23 protein-coding genes are annotated in these 20674 nt (G+C 69.7%); 8 read left to right on the top strand and 15 right to left on the bottom strand.

The window, feature by feature from the left end; all coding sequences use genetic code 11:
- Positions 1–129: 129 nt before the first annotated feature.
- The 5 genes from A5780_RS03805 to A5780_RS03785 form a co-directional block, all read right to left on the bottom strand.
- On the bottom strand, positions 130–504 hold the full coding sequence (locus tag A5780_RS03805; protein ID WP_064906519.1) for a DUF2255 family protein: 375 nt from the start codon (positions 502–504) through the stop codon (positions 130–132).
- A gap of 74 nt (positions 505–578) precedes the next feature.
- The gene (mftE, locus tag A5780_RS03800; protein ID WP_064907713.1) at positions 579–1262 is read right to left on the bottom strand and encodes a mycofactocin biosynthesis peptidyl-dipeptidase MftE; all 684 of its coding nucleotides are present in this window, start codon (positions 1260–1262) and stop codon (positions 579–581) included.
- A complete protein-coding gene (gene mftF, locus A5780_RS03795) occupies positions 1249–2634 on the bottom strand; it encodes a mycofactocin biosynthesis glycosyltransferase MftF (RefSeq protein ID WP_064907712.1) in 1386 nt (461 codons plus the stop codon). Before mftF ends, mftE begins: the two co-directional genes overlap by 14 nt.
- Before the next feature lie 100 nt (positions 2635–2734).
- Positions 2735–2944 carry a molybdopterin-binding protein gene (locus A5780_RS03790; protein WP_030512908.1) on the bottom strand — a complete coding sequence of 70 codons (210 nt, stop codon included), beginning with the start codon at positions 2942–2944 and terminating at the stop codon, positions 2735–2737.
- A gap of 55 nt (positions 2945–2999) precedes the next feature.
- Positions 3000–3917 (bottom strand): TIGR03620 family F420-dependent LLM class oxidoreductase, encoded by a 918-nt coding sequence (locus A5780_RS03785; protein WP_064907711.1) that lies wholly within the window; start codon positions 3915–3917, stop codon positions 3000–3002.
- 423 nt (positions 3918–4340) lie between these two features.
- On the opposite strand from A5780_RS03785, the gene A5780_RS03780 reads away from it, so the two are divergent.
- Complete coding sequence (locus A5780_RS03780; protein WP_064906513.1) at positions 4341–5243, top strand: LysR family transcriptional regulator; 903 nt, start codon at positions 4341–4343, stop codon at positions 5241–5243.
- 47 nt (positions 5244–5290) lie between these two features.
- On the opposite strand, the gene A5780_RS03775 is transcribed toward A5780_RS03780, so the two are convergent.
- Positions 5291–6106, bottom strand: a complete 816-nt coding sequence (locus A5780_RS03775; protein ID WP_064906511.1) for an acyl-CoA thioesterase domain-containing protein — start codon at positions 6104–6106, stop codon at positions 5291–5293.
- Positions 6107–6314: 208 nt separating this feature from the next.
- The gene (locus A5780_RS03770; RefSeq protein WP_064907710.1) at positions 6315–6713 is read right to left on the bottom strand and encodes a hypothetical protein; all 399 of its coding nucleotides are present in this window, start codon (positions 6711–6713) and stop codon (positions 6315–6317) included.
- A 514-nt stretch (positions 6714–7227) separates the two neighbouring features.
- Between A5780_RS03770 and A5780_RS03765 the strand changes: the two genes are divergently transcribed.
- The 3 genes from A5780_RS03765 (at position 7228) to A5780_RS03755 (ending at position 10756) form a co-directional block, all read left to right on the top strand.
- On the top strand, positions 7228–8457 hold the full coding sequence (locus A5780_RS03765; protein ID WP_064907709.1) for a cysteine desulfurase family protein: 1230 nt from the start codon (positions 7228–7230) through the stop codon (positions 8455–8457).
- A complete protein-coding gene (gene mnmA / locus A5780_RS03760; protein WP_064906505.1) occupies positions 8454–9566 on the top strand; it encodes a tRNA 2-thiouridine(34) synthase MnmA in 1113 nt (370 codons plus the stop codon). Before A5780_RS03765 ends, mnmA begins: the two co-directional genes overlap by 4 nt.
- A 137-nt stretch (positions 9567–9703) precedes the next feature.
- Positions 9704–10756: a methionine synthase gene (locus A5780_RS03755; protein WP_064907708.1), complete on the top strand. Its 1053-nt coding sequence runs from the start codon at positions 9704–9706 to the stop codon at positions 10754–10756.
- 26 nt (positions 10757–10782) lie between these two features.
- Here the strand turns inward: A5780_RS03755 and A5780_RS03750 are convergent, their stop codons facing one another.
- The 8 genes from A5780_RS03750 to A5780_RS03715 form a co-directional block, all read right to left on the bottom strand.
- The gene (locus tag A5780_RS03750; RefSeq protein ID WP_063014696.1) at positions 10783–11136 is read right to left on the bottom strand and encodes a hypothetical protein; all 354 of its coding nucleotides are present in this window, start codon (positions 11134–11136) and stop codon (positions 10783–10785) included.
- A 68-nt stretch (positions 11137–11204) separates the two neighbouring features.
- Positions 11205–12452, bottom strand: a complete 1248-nt coding sequence (locus A5780_RS03745) for an ATP/GTP-binding protein (RefSeq protein ID WP_064907730.1) — start codon at positions 12450–12452, stop codon at positions 11205–11207.
- 38 nt (positions 12453–12490) lie between these two features.
- Complete coding sequence (locus tag A5780_RS03740; RefSeq protein ID WP_063014698.1) at positions 12491–12880, bottom strand: hypothetical protein; 390 nt, start codon at positions 12878–12880, stop codon at positions 12491–12493.
- Positions 12877–13779: a metallophosphoesterase gene (locus A5780_RS03735; RefSeq protein WP_063014730.1), complete on the bottom strand. Its 903-nt coding sequence runs from the start codon at positions 13777–13779 to the stop codon at positions 12877–12879. Before A5780_RS03735 ends, A5780_RS03740 begins: the two co-directional genes overlap by 4 nt.
- A gap of 44 nt (positions 13780–13823) precedes the next feature.
- Entirely contained in the window at positions 13824–14297 is a 474-nt protein-coding gene (locus tag A5780_RS03730; RefSeq protein ID WP_082976267.1) for a cupredoxin family copper-binding protein, read from the bottom strand.
- 63 nt (positions 14298–14360) lie between these two features.
- Positions 14361–14933, bottom strand: a complete 573-nt coding sequence (locus A5780_RS03725) for an RNA polymerase sigma factor (RefSeq protein ID WP_064907707.1) — start codon at positions 14931–14933, stop codon at positions 14361–14363.
- Positions 14934–15019: 86 nt separating this feature from the next.
- A complete protein-coding gene (locus A5780_RS03720) occupies positions 15020–15712 on the bottom strand; it encodes a Rieske (2Fe-2S) protein (protein WP_064907169.1) in 693 nt (230 codons plus the stop codon).
- The gene (locus tag A5780_RS03715; RefSeq protein WP_063018719.1) at positions 15709–16227 is read right to left on the bottom strand and encodes an RNA polymerase sigma factor; all 519 of its coding nucleotides are present in this window, start codon (positions 16225–16227) and stop codon (positions 15709–15711) included. Before A5780_RS03715 ends, A5780_RS03720 begins: the two co-directional genes overlap by 4 nt.
- 221 nt (positions 16228–16448) lie before the next feature.
- Between A5780_RS03715 and A5780_RS03710 the strand changes: the two genes are divergently transcribed.
- The 4 genes from A5780_RS03710 (at position 16449) to A5780_RS03695 (ending at position 20624) form a co-directional block, all read left to right on the top strand.
- A complete protein-coding gene (locus tag A5780_RS03710) occupies positions 16449–16985 on the top strand; it encodes a hypothetical protein (RefSeq protein ID WP_146102128.1) in 537 nt (178 codons plus the stop codon).
- 246 nt (positions 16986–17231) lie between these two features.
- On the top strand, positions 17232–17909 hold the full coding sequence (locus tag A5780_RS03705) for a hypothetical protein (RefSeq protein ID WP_064907705.1): 678 nt from the start codon (positions 17232–17234) through the stop codon (positions 17907–17909).
- A gap of 58 nt (positions 17910–17967) precedes the next feature.
- Entirely contained in the window at positions 17968–20106 is a 2139-nt protein-coding gene (ligA, locus tag A5780_RS03700; RefSeq protein ID WP_255407229.1) for an NAD-dependent DNA ligase LigA, read from the top strand.
- A 2-nt stretch (positions 20107–20108) separates the two neighbouring features.
- On the top strand, positions 20109–20624 hold the full coding sequence (locus A5780_RS03695) for a GNAT family N-acetyltransferase (RefSeq protein ID WP_063018713.1): 516 nt from the start codon (positions 20109–20111) through the stop codon (positions 20622–20624).
- The last annotated feature ends 50 nt before the right edge of the window (positions 20625–20674 follow it).

Raw genomic sequence — 20674 nt, 5'->3', positions numbered from 1 at the left:
CACCCTTCGGTCCCTGTCTACGACAGGTCCGGACGATACCTATTCGCACCGACAGCTGTCGACGGCGCCCGGACGACCCCGTATCGATGCCGGTGAGGATGACGTCGACCGCGACTGCCCATCCCCGTACTACCCGACAGGGTCCATGCGCAGGGTGGTGTTCTCGGCGGCGGGGGCCAGCATGGGTTCGAGGGCGGTGGGCTGGTCGCGGTACTTCGACTCGTAGGCCTTGCGGACGCGGTCGTTGATGTAGGAGTCGGTGACCGGGTGCAGGGTCACGTCGGTTTCGACGCCGTGGGCGCGGATCCGTGCGCCGCGGGTGTGCATGGCGTGGCGGTACCAGCCGCCGGATCGACCGTAGGCGGAGCGGATGTAGAGATCGTTGTCGACGCGCACCACCCAGATGGTGGTCCAATCCCGCAGTGCGCCACTCTCGTAATAGCTGGTGATCTGCAGTTCCTCGGACGATTCGATCCGATCGAGCTGAGCGGCGGTCCAGGCCATGTCGTTACCTCCATCGATCGCGATGCAGTGGTTCGCCCAGGCTAGGCCGATTCCCGGCGGCGATGGGGCCTGCCTCAGCGCGGTTCGGGGAATCTTTCGGCGACCGCGGCGATCAATGCGCCGGCCCAGCGGTCGAGGATCCGCGCGCCCTCGGCGGCGTCGGCGGTGGTGGGATCGCCGAGTATTCCGTTGGCGCTCACCGCTTTCACCCCGCCGGACCGCAGCCGCGGCATCAACTCGCGCAGCGGCTGGGTGGCGCCGGGTTCGGCGCGGTGCATCGTCACCCGCGCCGGGACCAGGTGGAGCATGACCGAGGTTTCCCCGTGTCCGGCGTGGGTGTCGTCGGCCGGACCGGTCGGCGACCACACCAGCGTCGATCGGCCCTCCGCGGTGAGCAGGCGCTGGGCGGCCCGTAGTGGCTCGAGGTTTCCGCCGTGCCCGTTCACCAGGATCACGCCCGCGAATTCGTCTGCCGAGCGGATCAATTCGACGATCAGCAGTTCCAGGGCGCGGTGCCCGATCGACAACGTCCCCGGGAATCCGGCGTGTTCACCACTCGAGCCGTACGGAATCTCCGGCGCCGCAACGATATCCGGACGCGTGGCGACCAGGCGGCGGCACAGTTCCACCGCCACGGTGGTGTCGGTGCCCAGCGGCAGATGCGGTCCGTGTTGTTCGGTCGCGCCGAGCGGAATCGCCAGCAGCGGCGCGCGGTCGGCCTCGGCGAGGTCCGCCGAGGTCAGATCAGCCAGTCGCATCACTGTCTCCGTCGGTTCGATACAGCAGCGGCACCACCGGCTCGGCGGTCCCCGTCCGCAGACAGCCGGCCCACACTCCCGTCCCGTAGGCGAGATCGTCGGCGATGCGCAACAGTCCGGCCCGCGGATCCCGCCCGGCCGCCACCGCGCGGGCCACCACCGGCAGGTAGGCCGCGAGCAGCAACCGGCGGCCGCGGCGGCTGAACAACGCTGCCGGCCACCAGATTCGGCGCAGCGCATCCGCGAGCTGACGCACCGCGGACACTTCGGCCTCACCGACCACCGTCGCGGCCATCGACGCCGGCAGCCCGACGGTACGCAGCCGCCGCAGCTGCCGCACCGGTTCGACGGCCGTCACGATGCCGAACCACGGGCGGCCCAGCGCGATCGTGGCCCAGCGGAACGCGGTGCTGCGAGGCAGGCGCGCGCAATACAGGTGTCCCGGATGTCGCCGCGCCAGGACAGCGGCCGAGGTGCCGTAGTCGTAGCGCTGCCGCAGCCATGCCCGCAGCGTGGTGCGCGGCTCGTGCCGGACCACCGAATCGGGTTGATACCGAACGACTTTCCCGTCACTCACGAGCCGCCAGACCAGATCGACATCCTCGCCGTAGCGCAGGCTTTCGTCGAATCCGCCCGCTCGTTCCCACGCCGACCGTCGCACGACCAGCGCCGCGGTCGGGACGTAGGAGATGCGCCCGCCCGGCCGCACCACCGCCGGTTCGCCACCCATATCCAGACTCGACCGGTGGGCCTCGTAGCTGCCGAGCACACCGTGCTCGAAGGTCCGCACCCGAGGAGCCACGGCCGCGACCGCGGGATCGTCGAACAGCGGCAGGAGCGGGTCGAGCCAGCCCGGATCGGGCACGATATCCGAATCGAGAAAGGCGATCAGCTCGGTGGCGACCGCGCGGCATCCGCTGTTGCGGGCTGCCGCCGGGCCGCGCGCGGACGCGTGCCGGACGATCGTCACGGTCGGTGTTGCGTGCGTGCGGTCCCCGTCCTCGGCGACACCATCGGTGATCGGCTCGGCCGAACCGTCGTCGACCACGATGCGGGCGCTCACGTCACCGGTCGCGGCGAGCAGCCGGGTGAGTCCAGGGAGGTTGTCCTTGACCGGGATCACGACCGTGACATCGGCCGTGGTGTGGCGGCCCTGCCCGACTGCCGGGTGCGCGACGCCCGCCGCCAGCATCCGCTGCGCCAGCGCCTGCGCGCTCGCATCACTGCCGACCGGCTCGCCCGCGAACCAGGCCCGCACTCGGCGGGCGCCGGCGGGGGAGAGGCGCAGCATTCGTAGCGGACTGCCGCCCAGCAGTACTCGTCCGTCGGGCGAGAACCGCAACCGCGCGTCCGGACGCAGCGTGACGGTCACAACGGCACAACCTCCATCGCACGACCCGGCCGGCACCGGCCGCGTCCGGGAACGAACCAGACCAGGCTACGTGTGCCGCCGGAGGGCGTGGCCGGTGGATCTATTCGATGCCGAGTGTCACCTCGGTCGATTTGATCAGCACCTTGACCGTCGAGCCCTCGGTGAGGCCGAGATCGTCCACGGCATCGCGGGTGATCGACGAGGTGATCTCGTCCCCGCCGGTGAGGCGGACCCGCACGACTGCCATGGCCTCACCGCGAGTGACCGAGACGACGGTGCCGTCGAGTTGATTTCGGGTGCTCAGGCGCATGCGGCGACCATACGCCCGCGACCTGCTGCGGCGAGGGAGGGCGGAGTCGGCGCGTTCAGCCGATCTCGCCGAGGGCCGGCGCGATCGACACCAACTGCTCGATACCGGAGCCGAATTCGGTGCCGATCGGTGGCAGCAGCACCACATGGTCCGCCCCGGCGTCCAGATGGGAGCGGATCGTGGCCGCGATGGATTCCGCGCGGCCGTGGGCGACGAGTGCGTCCACGACCCGGTCACCGAGTTCGTCGATTTCGATTGCCGGATAGCCCAATTCGACGAGTGTGGCGCGAAACGACGGCCGGGCGGCCCACGTTCGCACCACCTCGCGGGCGGTCGCGCGGGCTCGCCCGCGATCATCGTCCACGACCACCGATTGGCCCACCACCAGCAGTTTTCCGGGGCCGAGCGCGTCCCGGGCGCGCGCGGTATGTTCCGCGGGCAGGCCGGCCGGCAGGGCGCCGTCGGCGATATCGGCAGCGAGGGCGAGCATCTTCGGACCGTTCGCGGCGAGAATGCGGGGATAGGACGTCTCGGGCGCGGGTGGCCAGGTTTGTGCGTCCATCCCCGCCACGTAGTCCCGCATGGTCGTCAGTGGGCTGCCGAATTCGCGGCCGACGCTGTCGGCTTGCTGCGGATACCCCACACCCAGGCCGAGCACGAATCGCCCCGCATATGCCTGGGCGAGGTAGGCGGCGGCGCCGTGCGCGGTCTGCGGTGCCCGAGCCCAGATGTTGGCCACGCAGGTTCCGGCCGTCATCCGTTCGGTGGCGGCGAGCAGAACGGCCAGGTGCGCGAAGGCGTCCTTGCCGATCACCTCGTTGGTCCATACCGCCCGGACGCCGGCCTCTTCCAACCGGCGGCCCGCGCTGCGTTGCTCCTGTGCCGAGGGCGTCCGGGTGAACGACACCGGGAGGGTGACGCCGACCGGTCCCAGCGCGCTGCGTGCGGCTTCCACGACGGTGTTGCTTGTCATCGATTGTCCCTCCTGGGATGTACGGAGATTCGTCGAAATGGGTTGTGCTGGTGAGGAATACGTAGGTCTCGACGAGTGTCTCGGGGTCGGCGGCCGGTAGTGCCAACCGGTGTCGCGAACCGGCGGCCGGTGGTGCAACCGGTGCCGCGGACCGGCGGCCGGTAGCGAAAACCGGTGCCGCGGACCAGCGGACGGTAGTGCAACCGGTGCCGTTGACCTGACGGCGCGAGAGCAGTGTCGTGAGGCGTCGGCGCGGGGTGGGTCCCGCTCCTGTCGACGCCGCCGCCGGATCTCCGCCGCCAACTCACTCTCGCACCGGCGACGGGCGCGCTGCCAATGAATCTTTCGTCTGACGCAATACATTTTCCGTATCGCCCCAGGTAGGCGCAGCTGAGTACTCGGGCCCCCGGCTAAGCTGGCGTCATGCCCGAGACGTCGCCCGTGGACCTCGATCTACGGCTGGTGCACTGTTTCACCGTGGTCGCCGATCATCGGCACTTCGGTCGCGCGGCCGAGTCGCTACACGTCACGCAGCCGTCGCTGAGTCGCCAGATCCACCGACTGGAACAGCAACTCGGCGCTCGCCTCCTGGACCGCACTCCGCAGGGAAGCCGGCTCACCGAGGCCGGTGAGGTGTTCCTGCCGCAGGCCCATGCGCTGCTCCGGGCGGCGGCCGCGGCGGTCGCCAAGACCCGCGCCGTCGCCCAGCCGGGGCGCCTCGCGGTCGGCTATACCAGCGGGCTGATCGTCACCCCCGCCGTCCGGGAACTGCGCCGCCGCCATCCCGATGCCGAGGTGCGCGCCCAGCACGTGCCCTGGAACGACGTCCCCGCCGCGCTGCTCGAACATCGCGTGGACGCGCTGGTCACCCGGCTGCCCTTCCCCACCGAGCGGCTGCACGTCACCGTCCTCTACGACGAACCGCGGGTGGTGATCCTGCCGACCTCCCATCGGCTCGCGGGCAAGGAATCGGTCACCCTCGCCGATATCGCCGACGAACCGTTGCCCCGGCTCCGCGATTCCGATCCGGCCTGGAATGCCTACTGGCGCATCGACCCTCGCCCCGACGGACGCTCCGCCCCCGACGGCCCGATCATCGACGCGATGGAGGACAAACTCGAGATCATCGCCGCCGGCGAGGCCGTCGCCATCGCCGCCGGCTTCCGAATTCACACTCTCCGCCCAGACCTCACCGCCGTCCCCCTCACCGACGTCGACCCGGCCCACGTAGTCCTGGCCACCCGCGCCGACGACCGCAGCCGCCTCGTCGCCGCCCTCCGCAAAACCGCGCAAACCGTCCTCACCGGCCCCACCCCGGAGAGCTGATCACGCCGGGATGCCGGTCGAGCGGCGCCGACGAGAAACGGTCGCTCTCAGTCGGCGCCGGGGACGAGGCGTACGGCGCGGCGGGCGTTCGCGATGGCGGAGACGGTGGTGGTGCCGAGGGCGCCGTCGCGATCGAACATCACCGCGGTGCCGACGGCGAGGCCGTGATGTTCGACGCGTTCGGTGAGGGCGAGGCCGATTTCCCTCTCGGCCGGCAGCCGGGTGATCGCCATCGTCACATCGGGATTGATGTATTCCAAGCCCGCGCTGCCGAGATTGGACACCATATTCGTGACGTCGGCGACCGAGGCCGCGAACTGGAACGGGGTCGGCTCCTCGCCCTCGACCACCGGAATTGCGAAGTGCCAGATGCGTTTTCGGGGGCTGCCGAGGAAGGCGTCGGACCACTCGCCCCAGCCCTCGGATTCGGCGTGGTAGAGCCGTTCCGGGTCGCGGGTAGCGCGCATGCCCGGATCGGGGGCGGTCGGGGTGGTGCCGCCGGACCACACCTGCCCGGGCGGGGCCTCGCTCGCTCGCAGGAACAGCGCACTCGCGCGAGCCGCCGGTTCGCCGTCCTGGCTCAGCACCGCGTCGACCAGGCAGAGGCGGGGACCTTCACGGACGATCGTCGCGGAGGTCACCGAGGGGCGCATCCGGACCGCGCGGAACAGATCGAGCGTCCACCGCACCGGCTGCAGATCCGGACGGCCCAGGGCCTCGACCGTCCGCTCGACCTCTCGCGCCAGCGCAGCGCTGACGGCCGGCCCGCGCATCTGGTCCGCACCCCAGCCGCTGCCCGCGCGGGGTTCGGGGTGCAGTTCCTCGGTCTCCTCGTGCTTGACGCGGAAGAACGCACTGTCCATGGCGCCGAACTCCTTCCTCACCGGCCGACGGCCGGGCACCCACGATCATCAACCGCCCGGAATCGACGATCACTTCCGGGGGGTAGGCGAAGCCGGGCCGGCAACCGAGGAGATCAGGGCGCCGGGACCCGGCCGGGGTGGACGAGACAACGCTCTTCGGACCCGAATACGTTGTGACAGAAGGTATCCCGCAGATCGGTGAGACGAATCACAACCAGGCCAGCAATCGACGCCACAGGCTGCGGCGCACGTGCGCTTCGGCGGTCATGGGCTGTGCTCGCGAGGGCGTGGGCGGAGCGGGCTCGCCGCCCGAGGCCGGATCCGGGACGGCCGGGGACTCGGCGTCGCCGTAGGGTCGGGGCGGCGTCGCGCCGGCTTCGGTCATCGGCGCCGGTTCCGCGCACGGAGCCTGTGACCAGGCGAGATGAGGCGGGGGATGGGGGCCGTCCGGCGGCATGAAATGGGTGAGGCGCGGCAGTTGCACGGTCGGGTCGTCCAGGTCCCGGCGCAGTTGGTTGCAGAACTGCTCGACCGAGCCGTAGCGATCGACGATCTCCTCGACCAGCAGAGCCGCCGACGGAGTTGTCGTGATCAGTTTGCCGCTCACCGTTCTCCTCACCTCACAGCCCGGACTCGATCTGCCGCATACCGGGCTCAACCGTCACATGTCTGCGAATAACCCCCAGCACATCCACGGCGAGTCGGGGAAATATCGGAATCGCTCCCGCTCGAGCGCTGTCCGCGCCGCGCCGTGGTGATCGTTCTGCGAGGCAGCCTAGTCAGAAACGCGGTTATCCGCAAACTTTCCGCGAGCTGGTCGCCGGCCCGAAACAACCTGGTGTCCAGTCGTTTTCGAATGGTAGTGTTCGTTCGGTGGAAATTCGGGGGATTCGTGGTGAGTAAGCTTTCCGGCTTCAGCAAATATCGAGCACATGCTTGGCTCGGTGCTGCCGGATTTGTCCGCCGGAATATCGGGGACGCCGAAAAATCTCCGGCGGCCATCGGGAATATCGGGGGAGGGCAGCCGGGTTGCCGATGGGGGTGAAGCGTAGGTGGTACGCGGAAGGCGGAAGGATACCCCCAAGGTGTGCAGGTCAACGGTGGGATAGGCTGGATCGGTCATGATGTCGGCTTTCCCGGGTCCGGTCGCAGCGGCGCCCAAGACGGTCTACCTCGATCACGCGGCCACGACACCCATGTTCCCGGCCGCCGTCGAGGCGATGACGGCTGTGCTCGGCACGGTCGGTAACGCGTCGTCCCTGCACGGCTCCGGCCGCACCGCGCGGCGATTGCTGGAGGAGGCGCGCGAATCCGTCGCGGCCGATCTCGGGGCGCGGCCCTCGGAGGTGATCTTCACCTCGGGCGGTACGGAAAGTGACAATCTCGCGGTCAAGGGCATCTACTGGGCTCGTCGCGACGCCGATCCGCGCCGCACCCGCATCCTGGTGAGCTCGGTCGAACACCATGCGGTGCTCGACGCGGTGGACTGGTTGCAGCAGCACGAGGGCGCCCAGGTCACCCTGCTCGACGTCGACTCCGAGGGCATCGTCTCGCCGGGGGCGCTGCGCGAAGCGCTGTCGGCGCACGCCGACGATACCGCCCTGGTCAGCGTGATGTGGGCCAACAACGAGGTCGGCACGATCGAGCCGATCGTCGAATTGGCTTCCGTCGCTCAGGAATTCGACGTTCCGATGCACAGCGACGCGGTGCAGGCGGCCGCCCAGCTGCCCATCGATTTCGCAACGAGTGGCCTGGCGGCGGCCAGTTTCGCCGGGCACAAGGTCGGCGGTCCGCACGGATGCGGGGTCCTGCTGCTGGGCCGGCAGGTCGGCTGCGTGCCGCTGCTGCACGGCGGCGGCCACGAGCGCGATCTGCGATCGGGCACCTCCGATGTGCCGGGCGCGGTGGGAATCGCCGCGGCGCTGCGGGAGACCGTGCGGGAAATGCCCGCGCGCACAGCGGAATTGATCGAGCTGCGCGATCGCCTGATCGCCGGCGTGCGCGACGCGATGCCCGGGGCCGTCCTCAACGGCGCTACCGGTGAGCGGCGCCTGCCCGGAAACGTCCACTTCACCTTCCCCGGTTGCGAGGGCGATTCCCTGCTGATGCTGCTCGACGCCGCGGGGATCGAGTGCTCGACCGGATCGGCGTGCAACGCCGGGGTGGCCGCGCCGAGCCATGTACTGCTCGCGATGGGGGTCGAACCGCGTCAGGCGCGCGGTTCCCTGCGGTTCTCGCTCGGTCACACCACGACCGCGGCCGAGATCGACAGAGTGCTGGAAGTTCTGCCCTCCGTGGTGGAGCGGGCCGAAGCGGCCGGACTGGCCGGTGCGAAAGGAGGTACGCGATGAGAGTGCTGGCAGCGATGAGCGGCGGCGTCGATTCCGCCGTGGCCGCCGCGCGTGCGGTCGACGCCGGCCACGAGGTGGTCGGAGTGCATCTGGCCCTGTCGGCCACCCCCGGAACACTGCGCACCGGGTCGCGCGGATGCTGTTCCAAGGAGGACGCCGGCGATGCGCGCCGCGCCGCCGACGTGCTCGGAATTCCGTTCTACGTCTGGGATTTCGCCGACCGCTTCAAAGAGGACGTGATCGACGACTTCGTCGCCGCCTACGCGGCCGGCGAGACGCCGAATCCGTGCCTGCGCTGTAACGAGAAGATCAAGTTCTCGGCCCTGGCCGACCGCGCCGCCGCGCTCGGATTCGACGCCGTGGTGACCGGCCACTACGCGCAGCTGTCCGACGGTGTGCTGCGCCGCGCCGTCGACGCCGACAAGGATCAGTCCTATGTGCTGGCCGTGCTCACCGCCGACCAGCTGTCGCGGGCGATGTTCCCGGTGGGTGACACCCCGAAGCCGCGCATCCGCGAAGAGGCCGCCGAGCGCGGTCTCGCCGTCGCGAACAAGCCCGACTCCCACGACATCTGCTTCATCCCCTCCGGCGACACCCGCGCGTTCCTCGGCGCCTCGATCGGTGTGCGTCCCGGCGCCATCGTCGACAGCGACGGCCGCAAACTGGCCGACCACGAAGGCGTGCACGGATTCACGATCGGCCAGCGCAAGGGGCTCGGGCTGCCCGGCCCCGCCGCGGACGGCCGCCCCCGCTACGTCACCGAGATCGACCCGGACTCCGGCACCGTCCACGTCGGGCCCGCCGAAGATCTGGACGTCTGGACGGTGCGGGCGGACCGGGCCGTGTGGACCTCCGGTGAGGTGCCGTCCGGGCCGTTCGACTGTGTCGTCCAGGTGCGTGCGCACGGCGGCATCGCCCCGGCCGTCGTGGAGGCGGTCGACGGCGGTCTGATCGCGCGGCTGCGCGAGCCCCTGACCGGCGTGGCGCGCGGGCAGGCGGTAGTGGCCTATCTGCCGGATCCGTTGGGAGACCGGGTGATCGGCAGCGGCACCATCAGCGGTACCGGACGTGAGCGCGCCGGGGAGCTGGTCGCGGATTCCGCGCGGTGAGCGCGGACGTCGTCCGGGTCGGGGGCCACTTCGGGGAGTACGGCCGGCTCCGCGTCCACGCTCGGATACGGTTGCGCCGTGCGTGACCACGTCATGCGGCCGCCGACGTTCGGCGCGGTGATCGAGATGGGTGACATATGACGAGCGAGAACCGATCCGACGCGCGGCCGAGCCTGCGGGGAGGTATCGCCACGGGTGTCGGTTCCTGGCCGGGCACCGACCCCCGCGAGGCCGCCGCCACCATTGTGGGGGAGCTCCCCGAACTCGCCCATCTACCCGAATTGCCCGGGCGCGGTGCGGGTTCCGATATGGTCGGGCGGGCCTCGGCGTTGCTGGTCGACATGCAGTTCGACACCACCACCCGCGGCTACCGCTTGAGCCCCCGCCCCGGAGCGACCGCGCGCCGCGCGCACGATCTGCTTCGCACCGATCTCGACGCGCTCGAAGAAGCCTGGGAGACAGCGGGTCTCACCGGTGCCGGCCGCACGCTCAAGGTGCAGTCGGTCGGACCGCTGACGCTCGCCGCGCAGGTCGAACTGGCGAACGGTCATCGCGTGCTCACCGACTCCGGTGCGGTGCGCGACCTGTCGGAATCATTGGCCGAGGGGCTGTCCGATCATGCCGCCGAGGTGGCCAAACGGCTGGGCGCCGATGTCGTCGTGCAACTGGACGAACCGTCGCTGGGGGCGGTGCTGGAGGGAAGTCTGCGCGGCGCCAGCGTGCTGAACACCGTGCGCCCGGTTCCCGAGCCGGAGGCGCTGCACATCCTCGACACGGTCGTCACGGCCCAGTCCGTCCCGGTGCTGATCCACAGCTGCGCCGATGCGCCGCCACTGTCGTTTCTGCGCGGAAGTTCCGCTGCCGCAGTAGGTTTCGATATGGCGGCCATCGCCACCGGCAACCTCGACGCCGTCGGTGAACTACTGGACGCGGGCAAATATCTCGCGCTGGGGCTGGTCCCCACCACGGCACCGGCCACCCCGCCCACCTGGCGGCAGCTCGCCGAACCGGGCGTGCGCCTCGTGGACCGCCTCGGCTTCCCGCGGCGCACCCTCACCGACCGCATCCTGGTCACCCCCGCGTGTGGCCTGGCCGCCGCCCCCTTGGCGTGGGCCCGCCGTGCGCTGGACCTGTCGTCCGACGTGGCCCGCGCCTACGCCGACGACCCGGATTCGCTCACCTTCGAATAGGGCGCGGCGGGGGGGCTGCGCCGGGATCACAATCCTGTGGACGGCCCCGGGTCGGGATGGCCGATCTGCCAGTGCTGAGGCTTACCCGGTGGATAGACGACGGGGAGGTCCTCACCGGGGAACGGCCACTGGTTGACGTCCCAGGCGAAGCGCCCGTACACGGTCTCGGCCGCAACACTCGGCCCCGAGATCGTGCCGGTGATCGTCACGAACTGCTCGCCCTGCGCGGCCGGGCGCGGGCTCACGCCGGTGATCCGCAGCGTCCCGGCCTCCTGCGCGCCGCGCTGGAAACCACCGAAACGACCCCGGCCGCGAAAGTTCATCAGCAGCGCGATCAGTGCGCCGGCGATCAACACGATGAACACGATCTGCAGCAGCATGCCTCCATGCTAGGCGGACAAACGGGACAGCCTCGATGTGCCGCCGTCACCGGGGCGCCAAGGCGATATCAGCCGGCGCTGAGCTCGCTGGTGCCGGCGGCGGTGCGGCGGACCTGCCACACCCGGGTGCGCCGAGACTGTGAGCGCCCGTTGCCGCGGTCGATGAGCGTGCGGTTGCGGGTGGTGAAGATCAGCTGCGCGCCCCGGGAGTTGGTCTCCGGATTCTGGAACAGCTGGATCAGCCGGTCGGCGGTGTCCCCGGTGAGGTGGGTGTCGACATCGTCGACCGCCAGCACCCGGCCGGTGTCGAGCGCGTCGAGCACGGTCGGCAGCAGGCGCAGCAGGGCCAGTGTGGCGGTGGATTCGTCGGCGATGTCGAAGGCGGCGTCGATGCCCTCGTGGACCACGCCGAGCCCGACCCCGCGGCGGGCGACCATGCGCGCGTAGAGGGTGTCGCGGGCCGCGCGCAGATTGCTCAGTTCCCGCTCGAGGGCGACGGGTTCCACGCCGAGGGTTTCGCGCACCCGCAGGGCGTGCGCGGGCGAGGCGGCGCAGGCATCCAATTCCTTTGCCATCCCGGCGATTTCGCCGTCGATATCGCGCAGGTAGTCGGCGTACATCGGATCGTTCTCGGCCAGGAGCAGATCCTCGATGCCCAGTTCGGCCGAGCGCAGCAGCATCAGCAGCCGCGCGGCGTTGTCGGCGGAGCGCGAGATGTGCCCGCCGAGGCGCTCGGCGATGCTGTGCGGGTCGGCGGGCCCGCGCTGGACGTCGAGCTGCGCGGAGAACCAGCGATAGGCGGGCACCAGCGCCTCGGCGTACATCTGCCCGGTCAGGCTGAGCAGCAGCGCATTCGGCCGCACCAGCGGCACCAGTGCGGTGATGCCGAAGCGCACCGGTTCGAACATCGGCCCGATCCGGATCTGCTCGCGCTCCCGTTCGAAGATGACGCGTTTGCGGTTGTGCGGATGCGTATGCAGCCATTCGGCGGTGACATCGGCGTTGTCGAGGCGGAACCCATAGGTGTAGGGGGTGCCCTCGGCGACGAAGGTGGCGACGAATTCCGAAGGCCGGTCGGCGAATCCGAGATGCGGCGTGCGCACCGGCCCGGCGTAGGGATCCCAGCCGGTCACCGAATGCAGGACCGCGTCGCGCATGTGGGCCAGTGCGTCGACGAGACCGGATTTCCCGCTCGCCGCCGCGCCGTGGACGGCGGTGACGGGAGCGGGCAGCGCACCGGCCCGGCTCGACACCAGGCGGAGTTCCTGTGGTTCGGCCAGGGAACGGTGATTGGTCACCTGAAAACTACGCAGCACCCGAGCCATCCTGCCGTCCGCCGGGCGGCGCCGCGACATCAGGTGCGAAGTTCGCTCCGGTACAGCGAGACCAGACAGACCACGAGGGTGACGATCTCGGCGACGACCGCGACCATCGCCTGCGGTGCCGGCTGCCAGCCGGTTTCGGTGAATCCGAACAGGCCGCTCGTTCGCGACAGCACGAAGCCGGCCAGGGAGGCGGCGCTGAGCACCGCCGCCGCCGCGCGCAGGCTCCAGGGGCCGACGAGAACCAGTGCGGCCAGCGCGAAGGCGGCGGCGGCCTGGATGGCGAACGACGGGCCCACGTAGTCGATGTAGCGATAGCCCCGGCCGTAGAGCTGGGTGTGCACGACACCGGTCGTGACGAGTCCGGCGCTGATCGCCAGGCGCGCCGGGAACCGCGACCGTGCGGTAGATAGCGTGTTCATCGCAGTGTCTGCTCCTTGATCGCGAGCATCTGCCGGCCCTGCTGGTAGCTCACTTCCCGGATCCCCAGGGCGTCGTGGAGCTTTCCGGCCGGCAACGTCACCGGTTTGGGCGCGGGCCCGTCGCCGGGATGCGGCAGGGGATAGGCGGTGGTCGTCCCGCTGAAGAAGGTGATGTTTCCCTCGGTCTTGGTGAAGAGTTGATGCACATGGCCGTTGAGGCAGGTGACCGAGGAGAACCGCCGCAGCAGGCTCAGTACTTGCGCGGCATCGTCTGTGCCCCAACCCCATTGGGGATACATCGCGAACAGCGGGATATGGCTGAAGACGATGATCGGGGTGTCGGCGGACAATCCCGCCACGTCGGCGCGGACGAAGTCGATCTGATCCTGTCCGAGATGGCCCAGATTCTGCGCGTTGAGCGTATTGACCAACCCGATGACGTGCACTCCCGCGATGTCGAAGCTGTACCACCCGTCACCGCGGGTGCCCTTGCCGAACACCGAGCGGTAGCGCTGTCCGCCGTCGTCGGTCGAATCGTGTTCGCCGGGCACGGTGAAGATGTGCGGTGTGGACAATCCGGACATCATCTGGCGGACCTGATCGAATTGCGCGGGTGTGGCGAGGTGTGTCAGGTCACCGGTGTGAATGACGAAATCCGGTGTGTATCCGAGGGTATTGACCTGATCGATCGCCTCGGTGAAGGTGTCGGTGACATTCGCGTTGGCGGTGCCCTGGAATCCGATGTGGCTGTCGCTGATCTGCGCGAATCGCAGGGTGGGGCGTTCGGCAGTGGCCGGGACCGCGCCCGCCACATGGGAGATGACCTCGCCGCCGACCACGGTCAGGCCGACGGCCGCGCCGAACCAGGCGCTGTGGCGTAGCAGCTGGCGCCGGGTCATGGCGTGCGGATCGCGCGGATCGGTGTGCCGTGGGAATTGTTCGGTCACGGGGTCACCACCACTGTCGCGTGCATGAAGGGATGGATCGAGCAGAAGTAGGCAAAGGTGCCCGGCTGGGCGAAGGTGAAGCTGAATGTGGCCCCCGTGCCCATTCCCGGGGAGTGGAACGAGCCGTCGCGCGCCACCACCGTATGCGGTTCCTCGTCGCGATTGGTCCAGGTCACGGTGGTGCCGGCCCTCACGGTCACGGTCTGCGGGCCGAAGGCGAAATTGTCGATGGCGACGGCGTTCGGTCCGGCCACGGCGGCCGGCGTGCGAGGCACATTCGACATTCCGGGCATATTCGGCATCGGTTCCGGGCCGCCCGGGGTCATACCCAGACCGGGGTCCTCGGAACGGACGGTGGGAGCGGGTGGGCTAGCCCCCTTGTCGGCGGGGGTCGCGCACGCCGACAGTGTGATGACGCCGAGGGCGACCGTCGCGGCGGCGGTGAAATTCAGAACGAGGTGTCGTGGCATCGGATCCGGCCTCCATCCGGACCCCGCGGAGTGCGGGGCTTCACCGACAGATAGGCGACCGGGTTACAGGCCGAGGTCGATATTCAGTTCCGACGCCGCGCGCAGCGCCCGATGCTGCAGCACCTTCGCATTGGCCACGCTGATGCCGAGCGCGGCGGCCGATTCGCGCACCGACAATCCCTGCAGGAAACGCAGTTCGAGAATTTGGCGGTAGCGTTGCGGGAGTTCGCCCAAGACCGCGCGGACGTGTTCGGGTGCCCGCGACGCGGCGGAATCGGTTGGCGCCGAAGCGGTCTCGTCCGGAATGTCGTCGTCGATGACCGTGATCTCGCGGCCCATCCGCGATCGCCAGTGCGCGGCGAGCACCGTGCGAGCGGTGGTCCGCAGATAGGCGCGCACCTCGGCGACGCTCGCGGTGATCCGCAGCGGTTTCAGTGCGGCCACGAACACCTCCGCGGTGAGATCCTCCGCATCCGGTTTGTTGCCGACCTTGCCGAAGATCAGCGCGTAGACCCAGCCGACGTTGTCCCGGTACACCTCTTCCCAGCTGGGATAGCGATCTTGCGGTACCAGTCGCAGGTCGCGGCGCCGGGGCTCCTCCGGCGATCGCGACCCGGCCGTGGATCGCCCTGCCATCCCAACCACCCTCCTGCAGCCCGGTGACGCACGCGCCTGTCAGGGATAGATACGGGATGTGGTTACATGCGGTTCGGTGCGCGCCGTCAGGCCGGCTTCTCCGGTGCGAACACCTCGATCGAGCCGTTCGCTTCACGGACCTGCAGCCGCGGCAGGGGGGCGGGCGTGCGGGGCAGCTCGTGGGTCACGACCTCACCCTCGAAACCGAAGGAGGTCGAGTGGCACGGGCAGCGCAGCCGAGCCGCCGCCGCGTCCAGCCACAATTTGCACCCCTGATGGGTACAGATTCCCGACAGCGCGTAGACGACCCCGTCGCGGCGGCGGAGGAAGCCGTTGACGGCGCCGAGATCGAACGGTGTGGTCGCGCCGTCGGGCAGCTCCGCACTGGCGAGGACCGGCTGCCAGGTTCCGTGCGACGGCACCAGGGTCTGCTGTGCGGCAGGAACTTTCGGCTCGCCGGATCCGCTCAGCACCGTGTGGTCGATCACCCCGCCCGCCGCGGCCGCGGCCGCCACCGACGTGCCGATCAAGACCGCGCGCCGGGTGGGACGCCGCGTGCGCGCACCCGGGTCGGCGGCGGGCTCGTCGAGGTCCTCGGACAGGCGGTCATGCAGTCGGGCGATGAACTCCTCGTCGGGACTGCCGGCGCCGGTCCGGGCCGCCCGCAGCGCGATCGCGGCGCGGATCTGGGCGGCGTCGTCATCGTCGGGCCGGAAACCGCGCGGGCTGCGGCCGGCGAGGATGTCGTCGACGTAGCGCTCCACATCTTTGCTGCTCACAGCGAGCCTCCTGATCCGGGACGGGCGGCCGATCGCAGCGCCGAGCGCTGGCGTGCCTCGGCCTCGGGAACGCTGACACCGAGCCGCGCCGCTGTGTCGGCCATCGAAAGTCCTTGCAGGAAACGTAATTCCAGGATCCGCCGATCGGGTTCCGGCAGTTCGGCGAGCAGATCGCCGAAGGTTGCCGGCGTGGTCGAGGTACTGCCGGGCGGCTCGGTGTCGATCACGGTGATCTCCCGGCCCACCCGGGAGAGCCAATAGCGGGCCAGGACCGCACGCGCGGTATGTCGCAACAGTGCCGGAATCTCCGATGGTTCCGCACCGAGGGGCGATGGCTCCAGCGCCGTCATGAACACCTCCGTCGTCAGCTCTTCGGCATCGGGCGCGGCGCCCACCTTCGCGAGCATCAGCGCGTATACCCAGCCGACATTGCCGCGGAAGATCTCCTCCCAGTCGGCGTAGCCGTCCCCGGATGGCGGCGCCGGTGTGGGCGCCGACTCGGGCTGCCCGCTCATCTGCCGCCGCCCTCCTCTCCGGTGCCGCCGCACTCGAGTCCCTCTCGGGCCGATCGGGTGTGCGGACACTGTGCCACCGCCGTCGAAAACTGTGCCGCCATCAATTAGATAGCAGGGCGGTTACACAGACCACCGGTTACGCGCCACGAGCCGGGCGGAGCGCCGCGCCGCGTAACCCGCGCTCCTATCTGCAGGCACAACGACTGCGAGGAGTGAAGAAGATGAACGTGGCATTCGGGGTGCAGTGGGCACGAGTAGTGGCGGCCGGCGTTGCCCTCGCCGGTGCGATCGCGGCGGCCGCACCCGGTGGCGCTGCCGGGGCGCCGGACCATGCGGCCGTCGATCCGGTTGCCACGCAGTGTCTTTGGGCCGACACCGCGCATCCGCGCGGAGAGACCGTCACGGCGGGCGGGTGGAGTTACAGCTGCGGAACCGACGCCGCCGGCGCACCTCGGTGGATTCGCGGGGCGGCGGCGATGGGGTCGAGTACGGTGCCCGATCCGGGGGCGGCGAACGCGCCCGCCGGACATTTCAGCGCGGGAGCCCGGCAACCCGGCACCGAATACACCGATTACTGCGTGGGCGACCAGTTGATCGAAGGGCGCGACAATGTCTACGAAGTCACGCCGAGCGGGGACGGTCTGCTGTTCTGGCGGCCCGCCGCGGCCGTGGACTCGTGGACGTTCGACCCCGGCAGCCATCCGGCGCCGCCCTCCGCGCGCGGCCCGAGCCTCTGCCGGGACAGTCAACTTCTCTGAATTCGGGCCTTCCCGGCGTCGCCCGACCATGGGCCGCGGCACATCGGCGAGTGAATCACCGGCGGACGGGTAATCGCACTGCCGAGCGAAGTTGTCGCGGTGCGGCGCCCCGGGTGCGGTGGTCGCGACGGTTTCGGTGCGAAAGTGCGGCGGCCGGGCGGTGACGTTCGTCCGGTTCGTGTCGGTGGGACAGGAATCGGCGTGTTCTCCGTAGGGTCGCCGGTGTCGAGGAAAGGGGCCGTCCGAATGTTCGAGCGGGTAGTGCAGAAGTCGGTGGAGACGTTCGTGCGGGCGGGGACGGGGGTGCAGGAACCGCTGGCGGCGAAGTACGTCGGCCGGTTGCGGCGCAAGCATCCGGAGCGGACGCCGGAGGATATCGAGCGCGGCCTGCGGTGGCGCTATCTGGGCGCGGTGACCGTCAGTGGCACACTCGCGGGCCTGTCGGCGGCGGTGCCCGGAGTGGGCACGATCATCGGACTGGCGGCCAGCGGTGTGGAATCGGTCTTCTTCATGGAGGCCTCGGCGTTCTACGCCGTCTCGGTGGGCGAGCTGCACGGGATGCGAACGATGTCGCAGCAGCAGCGCCGGACGCTCGTGGTGGCGGTGGTCCTCGGCGAGGGCGGGGCGCAGTTGCTCGGCAAGGGCGCCGGGCAGTCGGCCAAGGATTGGGCCTCGGCGGTGGCGGACAAGCTTCCGGTGGTCCGCTCGATCGACAATCCGATGGCCCGCAAATTCATCGTCGGGTTCATCGCGAAGCGCGGGGCGTTGCTGTTCGGCCGGGCGCTGCCCGCCGGCCTCGGTGCGATCATCGGCGGCACCGGCAACTACGCGCTCGGCCGGGCGGTACTCGCGAACGCCGATCGCACCTTCGAATCGGCGCCCAAGTCCTGGCCGGACGATGTCCGGGCCGCCGTCAACGCCTGATTCCGACGTGCCCGAAGGGTCCGCGAGCATGTCGGTGGGCTGGGCTAATGTGCCAGAGGTGAGCGAAACCGGGATCGAGGACGCACGTGCCGCCGAGGCGGCCGACACCGCCGAGGCGGCGACGGGCGACGAGCGCACCGAATGGCAGCAGCTGGCCGAGGAGGTCCGCGAGCACCAGTTCCGGTACTACGTGCGCGATGCGCCGATCATCTCCGACGGTGAGTTCGACAAGCTGTTCCAGCGCCTGCTGGCGCTGGAGGAGGCGCATCCGGACCTGCGCACACCGGATTCGCCGACGCAGCTGGTCGGCGGCGGCTTCGCCACCGATTTCACCGCGGTCGACCATCTCGAGCGCATGCTCTCGCTGGACAACGTGTTCGACGAGGACGAGATGCGCACCTGGATCAGCCGGGTGGTCGCCGAAACCGGGGCCGATACGCACTTCGTCTGCGAGGTGAAGATCGACGGCGTGGCGTTGAACGTGGTCTACGAGAACGGCCGGCTGGTGCGCGGTGCCACCCGTGGCGACGGCCGCACCGGTGAGGATGTCACCCTCAACGCGCGCACGATCGAGGACATCCCCGAACAGCTCACGCCCACAACGGAATTCCCGATTCCGGAGCTGCTCGAGGTGCGCGGTGAGGTGTATTTCCGGCTCGAGGACTTCGAGAATCTGAACGCCGCGATCGTCGCCGAGGGCAAACCGCCCTATGCGAATCCGCGCAATACCGCCGCCGGATCGCTGCGGCAGAAGGATCCGGCGGTCACCTCCCGGCGCCGGCTGCGCATGATCTGCCACGGCTTCGGCCGCATGGTCGGATTCAGCCCGTCCTCGCAGTTCGAGGCCTATCGGGCGCTGGCGGCCTGGGGCCTGCCCGTCTCGGCGCACACCGTGCGCGTGCAGGGCGCCGACGCGGTGGTCGAACGCATTCGGTACTGGGGTGAGCACCGCCACGACATCGAGCACGAAATCGACGGCCAGGTGATCAAGGTCGACGACTTCACCCTGCAACGCCGCCTCGGCAGCACCTCGCGCGCCCCGCGCTGGGCCATCGCCTACAAGTACCCGCCGGAGGAGGCCACCACCCGCCTGCTCGACATCCAGGTCAACGTCGGCCGCACCGGCCGGGTGACGCCGTTCGCGGTGATGGAACCGGTCACCGTCGCCGGCTCCACGGTCGCGATGGCCACGCTGCACAACGCCTCGGAGGTCGAGCGCAAGGGCGTGCTGATCGGCGATACCGTCACCATCCGCAAGGCCGGCGATGTCATTCCCGAGGTCCTCGGCCCGGTGGTCGACGTGCGTGACGGCAGCGAACGGCGCTTCGTCATGCCCACCCACTGCCCGGAATGCGGCACCGAGCTCGCTCCCGAGAAGGAGGGCGATGCCGATATCCGCTGCCCGAACCAGCGGCATTGCCCCGCGCAGCTGCGGGAGCGGGTCTTCCACATGGCCGGGCGCGGCGCGTTCGACATCGAGGCGCTGGGCTACGAGGCCGCGATCGACCTGCTGAAGTCGGGCGCGATCGCGGACGAGGGCGATCTGTTCGACCTCACCGAGGAAAAACTGCTCGGCACAACGCTTTTCGTCAACAAGAGCGGCACCCTCTCGGCCAACGGCAAACGCCTGCTGCAGAATCTCGACAGCGCGAAGGACCGTCCGCTGTGGCGGGTGCTGGTGGCACTGTCCATCCGCCACGTCGGGCCGACCGCCGCGCGCGCCCTGGCCGCCGAACTGGGAAGTATGGCGGCGATCGAGGAGGCGTCGGCCGAGGCGCTGGCGGCCGTCGACGGCGTCGGCCCGACCATCGCGGCCGCGGTGAAGGAATGGTTCACCGTCGACTGGCACCGCACCATCGTCGGCAAGTGGCGTGCGGCCGGGGTGCGGATGGAGGACGAGCGCGACGAATCCATCGAACGCAACCTGGAAGGGCTGTCGATCGTGGTCACCGGCTCCCTGCAAGGATTTTCCCGCGACGAGGCCAAGGAAGCGATCCTGGTGCGCGGCGGCAAGGCGGCCGGATCCGTGTCGAAGAAGACGGCCTTCGTGGTGATCGGTGATTCCCCCGGGTCCAAGGCGGCCAAGGCCGAGGAACTCGGTGTGCCCATTCTGGACGAGGACGGGTTCCGCACGCTGCTGGCGGAGGGGCCCGATGCGGTGCGGCCGGAGTCGGATACCGAGGACGAATCGGACTGAGGATGGATCAGCTGGATACGGGGGTGCGGATTCGTCCCGCCGGCCCGGACGATTTTGCGGCGATCGCACTGCTCACGGTCGACACCTACGTCGGCGAGGGGCATGTGCATTCCGAAAGTCCCTATGTGGCAGAACTTTCCGATACCGAGACCAGAGCGCGCGAAGCCGAGGTCCTCGTCGCGGAGCGCGACGGGGACCTGCTCGGTTCGCTAACCATCGCGCGGCCCGGCACCCCGTACGCCGATATCGCGGGGTCGGGCGAACTGGAGTTCCGCATGCTCGCGGTCGCCAAGCGTGCCCGTGGCGCCGGTGTCGGCACCGCTTTGGTCCGGACCGTCGTCGAGACGGCCCGGGCGGAGAGTTTCGCCGCCGTGGTGCTGACCACGATGCCCGGGATGGCCGACGCACGCCGCATCTACGAGCGGCTGGGATTCGTCCATGTGCCGGAACGGGATTGGCACACCGACGCCGGGCTGCCGCTCACCGTGATGCGGCTGGAGCTCACGCGAGGCGCTTAGGCGCATCCGGCGCGAGGCGGGCAGGGGCGGGCACCGCGCAGGTGCCCACC

The sequence above is a fragment of the Nocardia sp. 852002-20019_SCH5090214 genome (genome assembly GCF_001665865.1).
Taxonomy (GTDB): domain Bacteria; phylum Actinomycetota; class Actinomycetes; order Mycobacteriales; family Mycobacteriaceae; genus Nocardia; species Nocardia nova.
The sequence above is the reverse complement of the archived record's forward strand: the minus strand, read 5'-3'. Positions and strand labels throughout refer to the sequence as shown.

Excerpts from the sequence above, each read along its gene's own strand:
- A5780_RS03765 (WP_064907709.1), top strand. The coding sequence starts at position 7,228 with ATGATGTCGGCTTTCCCGGGTCCGGTCGCAGCGGCGCCCAAGACGGTC.
- A5780_RS03775 (WP_064906511.1), bottom strand. The coding sequence starts at position 6,106 with ATGGACAGTGCGTTCTTCCGCGTCAAGCACGAGGAGACCGAGGAACTG.
- A5780_RS03785 (WP_064907711.1), bottom strand. The coding sequence starts at position 3,917 with ATGACAAGCAACACCGTCGTGGAAGCCGCACGCAGCGCGCTGGGACCG.
- A5780_RS03750 (WP_063014696.1), bottom strand. The coding sequence starts at position 11,136 with ATGCTGCTGCAGATCGTGTTCATCGTGTTGATCGCCGGCGCACTGATC.
- A5780_RS03710 (WP_146102128.1), top strand. The coding sequence starts at position 16,449 with ATGAACGTGGCATTCGGGGTGCAGTGGGCACGAGTAGTGGCGGCCGGC.
- A5780_RS03740 (WP_063014698.1), bottom strand. The coding sequence starts at position 12,880 with ATGAACACGCTATCTACCGCACGGTCGCGGTTCCCGGCGCGCCTGGCG.
- A5780_RS03755 (WP_064907708.1), top strand. The coding sequence starts at position 9,704 with ATGACGAGCGAGAACCGATCCGACGCGCGGCCGAGCCTGCGGGGAGGT.
- A5780_RS03730 (WP_082976267.1), bottom strand. The coding sequence starts at position 14,297 with ATGCCACGACACCTCGTTCTGAATTTCACCGCCGCCGCGACGGTCGCC.
- mftE (WP_064907713.1), bottom strand. The coding sequence starts at position 1,262 with ATGCGACTGGCTGATCTGACCTCGGCGGACCTCGCCGAGGCCGACCGC.
- A5780_RS03790 (WP_030512908.1), bottom strand. The coding sequence starts at position 2,944 with ATGCGCCTGAGCACCCGAAATCAACTCGACGGCACCGTCGTCTCGGTC.
- A5780_RS03715 (WP_063018719.1), bottom strand. The coding sequence starts at position 16,227 with ATGAGCGGGCAGCCCGAGTCGGCGCCCACACCGGCGCCGCCATCCGGG.
- A5780_RS03780 (WP_064906513.1), top strand. The coding sequence starts at position 4,341 with ATGCCCGAGACGTCGCCCGTGGACCTCGATCTACGGCTGGTGCACTGT.
- A5780_RS03805 (WP_064906519.1), bottom strand. The coding sequence starts at position 504 with ATGGCCTGGACCGCCGCTCAGCTCGATCGGATCGAATCGTCCGAGGAA.
- mnmA (WP_064906505.1), top strand. The coding sequence starts at position 8,454 with ATGAGAGTGCTGGCAGCGATGAGCGGCGGCGTCGATTCCGCCGTGGCC.
- A5780_RS03695 (WP_063018713.1), top strand. The coding sequence starts at position 20,109 with ATGGATCAGCTGGATACGGGGGTGCGGATTCGTCCCGCCGGCCCGGAC.
- A5780_RS03725 (WP_064907707.1), bottom strand. The coding sequence starts at position 14,933 with ATGGCAGGGCGATCCACGGCCGGGTCGCGATCGCCGGAGGAGCCCCGG.
- A5780_RS03735 (WP_063014730.1), bottom strand. The coding sequence starts at position 13,779 with ATGACCCGGCGCCAGCTGCTACGCCACAGCGCCTGGTTCGGCGCGGCC.
- A5780_RS03705 (WP_064907705.1), top strand. The coding sequence starts at position 17,232 with ATGTTCGAGCGGGTAGTGCAGAAGTCGGTGGAGACGTTCGTGCGGGCG.